The sequence below is a fragment of the Marinobacter sp. NFXS9 genome (genome assembly GCF_040148665.1).
Lineage (GTDB): Bacteria > Pseudomonadota > Gammaproteobacteria > Pseudomonadales > Oleiphilaceae > Marinobacter_A > Marinobacter_A mangrovi.
Genome location: NZ_JAGDDW010000031.1, coordinates 1 through 5,878 on the forward strand (window position 1 = coordinate 1; position 5,878 = coordinate 5,878).

Below are 5,878 nucleotides of genomic sequence, written 5' to 3' on the forward strand. Positions count from 1 at the left end.
ATGAAGACGGACGGCATTTACGCCTGATATTGGCTATTTTATGGTCAATCCCGGCGTTGCCGGATGAATCGGCAGAGACCGGTAAATTGCTGGCTGTCTGAAAACGGCGTTTTGCAGGGGCGACTAAAGAGGCCCCGAACATGGCTTTAGGACGTCGCGGCAAACCAGACAAGCTCATGTACACATGGACCAGGGAGTTCAATACCGGACCGCTCAGTACCAGGCAATGCTATCCATCGATGCCATCGAGCCCAGCATGAGCCGTAAAGGAAATTGCCTCGATAATGCGGCAATAGAAAGCTTCTTTCATAGGTTGAAGACCGAGCACCCACGGCACCAGACACGCCAGCAAGCCCGACAAAGCAATTTAGATTATATCGAGTGTTTTACATCCGGCACCGCCAACATTCATACTTGGACTACATGACGTTATTTGAGTGACACGACACCGTTTCTCCTAAATTGGGCCGTGAAACTGAAACTAGTTCATACAGCCTAGAAAATTAATACATATGAGTATATATTGCAATAAAATAGCGCAGTTACCACCCCCTCGCCTAGTCAAACTCTTTAAACAAGTCCATAATAGAAGGTCAACAAAGCAAATCACTAGCCATCATATGCAAAACCAATAGCTAAATTTTGCAAACGGCCTCCTGTTTTTCATTATGCATTAACTTAAGAAGGAGCTTCCTATGCCGCTCTATAAATATAGCGCACCTCCGTTCGCCAAAAAATATAATAAGTACAATGAAGTTGAGTCACCTGGGCTTGCAGTTTTGGTGAGGCGTGATGGAGAAACCGTTTTCAAAGAATGCTATGGCCTAAGAGATATTGCCGCCAAGGAACGAGTAAATTACGATACGGCTTTTCGGCTTGCGTCCGTTTCTAAGCAGTTCACCGCTACTTGTATAGCAATTTTGGAAGAACGAGGCGCTTTGTCAAGTGAAGATCATATAGCAAAGTACTTCGATGACCTGCCCAACTACATGAAAGACATAAAAATAAGGCATTTAATACACCACTTAAGCGGCCTTCCAAGGTATGAAGAAGACCTATGGAGCTTCGACCGTAACAAACCGATGCTCACTAACGAATCGGTCTACAGTTACTATCAAAAAGCTAAGCATTTACAGTTCAATGCCGGAGACAAGCATGATTACAGCAATGGCGGATATACGCTACTCGCATTACTTATTGAGAAAATCTCCAATCAAAAATTCCCGGACTTTTTAAATGATAACATCTTCACCCCGATCGGCATGAGTAAAACATTTGTCTTCGGACACAGCAACAGCAACAGCAACAGCAACAGCAACAGCAACAGCAACAGCAACACAAATTACTCTGAGTCGTATTCAGAATGGCCCTTTTTTGAACCAATGTCCTTTAATACCGGTAATATGCTGTATGGAGAAGACGGCGTTTATAGCTCAATAAACGATATCGAGCTATGGCTACACGCATTGGAAAACAATTTATTGCTGGGCAACTTCATGACAACGAAATTGTTTTCGCACACCCAAACCAACAGCAATGAGAGGGTCGATTATGGCTACGGCTGGTTTCAAGATGAAATATTCAAATACAAAATGGTGCTACACACAGGTGAATGGCTAGGTTTCAATTCCGTGATAGCTAGGATTCCAAGCAAAAACCTTTGGTTTGCCGCTCTTTCAAATAGTCTAGCGATAAATTCATGCCGGGCGTTAGAAGACATGGCCAGTCATTATCTAGAATAGCAAATAGTCATAGCCAAATCCTTTAACATACCCCATAACTATAAAGAAATAAACATGACACGACCATTTCACCGCAAATATGAGAAGTAACCCAAATTTTGGCATTTTATCATGAATAAAAACTTTAATAAAGACAGGCTTTTCAAATGGCCCAAACCCGCCTAACCATACTGACCAAAGCAGAGATATTTTCTCTTTTAAGCATGGTTATATGATTGCCAGCTGTTTGAACGTACTTTATTTTGGGTACGACTCTGCGCCATTTGGCGTAGTTTCGACTACGACTGGAAGGCGATGCATCAGACTCTATAGCATCAATTAGAATCGCTTCTCCATGGTAAGGCGACTCGGGACAAAACCTCATCTCACTATTTTTGATGAAGAGGTTCACCATGCCTTTGATTGACGAATGCTGAATACTTCTTTTTGGAATTGATGCAGCTTCACTTATTACTGTCTGTACTAACTCTAACTGCGCCTCATCGGTAAGCCCGGCCAGAAACTCAAGATCAATATTAAAATTCCTATTACTACCTAACTCAAACATCCTAATCAATTCAAGCAAACTTTCGGGTCGGGATTTATTACTTTGAAAGTCTTGGGGAGCGGTTACATCTAATAGAATTAAGGTACCAATAGAAAGATTCTGCTCCAATTTCTGTGCGACTTTCATTGCCACATATCCGCCAAAGGAGTGCCCTATGAGGAAAGCGCGGACACCGGCACCCTTACTCAATATTATTTGACAATATTCATCAGCCATTTCATCTATCGACGAATAGGGCTCTTGGTCAGCAATAATTCCTCTAGGCTGCATGCCATAAATCGGACATCCAATATTTAGTTCATTAGCAAATGAAACAAAGCTCGTGACGCTATCGCCTGCACCGGGAAAACAAAATACCGCGCTGTCATGTGCACCAGTTGCTAGACCGAGCGCCACTAGTGGGTTGTAATTTTGCAATGTAGACTCCCTTCGATTGGAGAATTAATAAGACTATTTTTACACGAAACCATACCCTGCACAAAGTCAATGACTAAGCACCAGAATTAGATTGATCATATAATTACTAGCGCATACCCCTTTAAACACTAAGCCAATGACATTCGAAACGACTTAAAGCATCTATAAAAAATTAAATCTCACCTTAGGAACATCAAACGATATCGTAAAGCGCTTAAATGAATGCCGCGAAATAACTGGTACTACCTCGGCATATAGCCTGATCTTAATTCAAACGTAGACATCCTGTGAACCGATTAAAATTTTTGCTGGTATTTGACGCTTCGCGCACAACTCTGCCATTATGTTTGATTCCACGATTTGCTTAGAATTCTCATCATACTCAATTCCCATAAAATATCTGTAGCATGGCTCTGCTCCTAACGCATAGATACAGACTTTTTTTGGATTAAAAATATCAACCATATTTATAGCTTGCCTGCTATCTGCACCGTTTAGTCGTCTAGATTCCTTTATACTTTTTCCGATCTTCTTCGTATGCAACGCACCATATAGCCATGTATAGGGCGCGCCAACACACTCCATACCGATCGCAAGCAAATCAAGATTACCTATTATTTGATGAAGACGGCTATACATATTTTTATCTAAACATGAAGAGTCCGCCCCAAAAAAAAGCTTTCTTTTAGAAACATCAACTAACCAGGCGCACTTGGATCGAACATTAAGATCGCCGTGCTCACCTAGAAACGGGACTGCTGTGATGCACCCTGTTGAAAAAGGCACTTGATCTAGGTCCTCTAGCTCTCTCACGTTAAAATCTAGCTGCTCCAGCATCAATTTAATTGATGGGTCAACCAGTAGACCACTGTTACTTTTAGGGACCAAAACCTGCCCAACTTTGTGCCTTAACTGCAAAAGAGTTTCTATATTTGTATGATCGAGATGCGAATGTGTAAGACAAACAAAATCTATATGTTCAGGAAGTTGGCAAAAGTCAGTCATATAACATTTATATTTCGGATCATAAGTAGGGATCACCGGATCAATTAGTATGTTTTTACCTGCGTCACTTATTAAGAATCCGGCGTGCCCCGTATACTTTAAATTGAAGCTTTCAGCTTGATCTTCATTAGATGCTCTTTGATCTTCACAAGTAAACAAATCCTTAAAGTTCACCCCCCCTTCTTGGATTACACCATCAAAAATATCTTCAATTTGATCCATTGTTAATGGATTATCTCGGCTAGCAAGTAATTTTTTTAATTTCGGCGAGTTAAACGGCAAGGACAAGTGTAGATGGTTATTGTCAGCGATTCTTGGCGTATTAAGTACAAAAGGTCGTTCGTCAACTTTAGTGCTAAGTCCAAAATTCACACTTTGCAACGCCTCTTTATTGTATTGGCTTCTGTATAATAATGCTTCTAAGAGACGATAGGTGGGCCTGTGCTCAAGGTCTAGCAGTAGCTCAACGTACCCCTTAAGAGGGGCTGGGATGAGCTCATATAACGGTTCGATAGATTCGCCCGAGGAGTGCTCTCTCAACATATCATCAAGCTCGCTAATGGCATTAGCTAATTCAAGAATGTCTTTGTGGTTATGCTCCGTGCTCTCAATTAATTGACTAACAGCAGCCACTTGGTCCTCTGAACAGTTAAGGAAATCGCCCCCAGCGAGCTGCTTGCTAGCGATGACGTGTAATTTTGAATTTTTGACAAACGAGTCCATTAACTTTAAATGTGTGGATGAAATATAACGCGCGGCCTGAGCGGGAGGTAGCAAATAAGGCCAAGCATACCAGTGGTTTATAAGTGGCTCGAAATAAACTTCTCGTTTCAGATAAAACAATTTCCCAATGGTCATCCTTGCTTCTCCTTAAGCTAATGGGGGGATTAACACGCATTCTTAGCCAAAATATCTGCTATTAGCAACATCTTAAATTCGATTTAAAGCAGTCTAACTTCGGTGATTTAGCACATCTAAACCTGCGATAGCTTTTATTTTTTTATTTGACTATCAAGAACGTTAAACATGTGCATTAGAATCGCGTTTACATGAGGGCTTTTCATAACGGTATGGTGATCACCACCCACCTTTACAACATCAATATTATCTAATAGCTCACACCATGACTGAGCTATGCTTTCGTTTACCAGCTGTCCCTTTTTTCTTATATTAGAATCAGCTTCATCAGAGACAAATAAATGGACAGGAGCAGATATAGGAATATTTTCTTCCCTTGAGAAGGCCATTACACTCAATCCATGCAAATAATTCAGAAGCTGAAGTATAGACCGTATTAGGAATTCGCTAACACCCTCTTTTTCTGCATTGCTCCCGAACTTTTCTATATAGTAGCTTAGCCGCTCGTCAGATATCATCGGCGTTTTCAGCCCAAAAGATAGCTCAGCTTTTATTTTCTCTAGACATAGAATCGCTTCAGGGGTCAGCTGTGGCTTTAACATTTTCTCTATACAATATTCTTGAATTTTATTTACTTCGTGTTCTTTTTCGACATCGGATAGTACATATGAAGCTCTCTGTGAGTCTATTAACCCAACGAATTCCACTTTTTCACCATCTTGAATTAGTAGGCGCGACATCTCGTAAGCAATATTTCCTCCAATCGAATAACCCAGCAATCGGTAAGGACCTACTGGCTGTATCGTTTTTATGTCGGTGATATACTTTGCGGCTAATATTTCGAGTGTCAGAGGGCCGTCTCTTAGATCAAGATTATCCATTATTTCCAGTCCATATAATGAGAGTTGCTCTCCACATGCATTAACGAACTCAGAAAATGGAGTTGTTGTCCCTGATATATCATGCACTAAGAAAAACAAAGGGGCTTCGCTTTCGTTAAGTTTTATAGGATTTATTTTTACATTTTTTTTCGAGTGGTTAGCGAGTGCTGCTATGGTTGGAGTTTGAAAGAGCACAGGCAATGTCAGTTTTGATTCTAGTTCTGTCCACTGCGGTTTCTCGCTGAATTTATGCTGCATTTTAGTAATAACTTGCACTGCTAAGAGCGAATGCCCACCCAGGTCAAAGAAGTTGTCGTGGCGGCCTACACGCTCAACGCCCAGCAACTCTTGCCAGATCAGCGCCAGGGCCTCCTCCAACTCCCCTTGCGGTGCCACATACTCCGTCCGGGCCAGACCCGAACCATCCG

General features: G+C 41.5%; 4 protein-coding genes and 1 pseudogene. 2 read left to right on the forward strand and 3 right to left on the reverse strand.

Translation table 11 applies throughout. The features are described 5' to 3' along the window. Nucleotides 1-178 precede the first annotated feature (178 nt). Together J3364_RS22375 and J3364_RS22380 are read left to right on the forward strand one after the other, a co-directional pair. Nucleotides 179-325, forward strand: a pseudogene (locus J3364_RS22375) (IS3 family transposase); the annotation flags it as partial. A gap of 370 nt (nucleotides 326-695) precedes the next feature. After that, complete coding sequence (locus J3364_RS22380) at nucleotides 696-1,742, forward strand: serine hydrolase domain-containing protein (protein WP_349560382.1); 1,047 nt, start codon at nucleotides 696-698, stop codon at nucleotides 1,740-1,742. 142 nt (nucleotides 1,743-1,884) lie between these two features. On the opposite strand, the gene J3364_RS22385 is transcribed toward J3364_RS22380, so the two are convergent. The 3 genes from J3364_RS22385 to J3364_RS22395 form a co-directional block, all read right to left on the reverse strand. Next, nucleotides 1,885-2,706: a thioesterase domain-containing protein gene (locus J3364_RS22385; protein WP_349560383.1), complete on the reverse strand. Its 822-nt coding sequence runs from the start codon at nucleotides 2,704-2,706 to the stop codon at nucleotides 1,885-1,887. Between the two features lie 270 nt (nucleotides 2,707-2,976). After that, nucleotides 2,977-4,569: an MBL fold metallo-hydrolase gene (locus tag J3364_RS22390; RefSeq protein ID WP_349560384.1), complete on the reverse strand. Its 1,593-nt coding sequence runs from the start codon at nucleotides 4,567-4,569 to the stop codon at nucleotides 2,977-2,979. A gap of 134 nt (nucleotides 4,570-4,703) precedes the next feature. Further along, nucleotides 4,704-5,878: thioesterase domain-containing protein (locus J3364_RS22395; protein WP_349560385.1), on the reverse strand; the 1,175-nt coding region annotated here is incomplete at its 5' end.

Coding starts and splice junctions, on each gene's coding strand:
- J3364_RS22390 (WP_349560384.1), bottom strand. CDS start 4,569: ATGACCATTGGGAAATTGTTTTATCTGAAACGAGAAGTTTATTTCGAG.
- J3364_RS22380 (WP_349560382.1), top strand. CDS start 696: ATGCCGCTCTATAAATATAGCGCACCTCCGTTCGCCAAAAAATATAAT.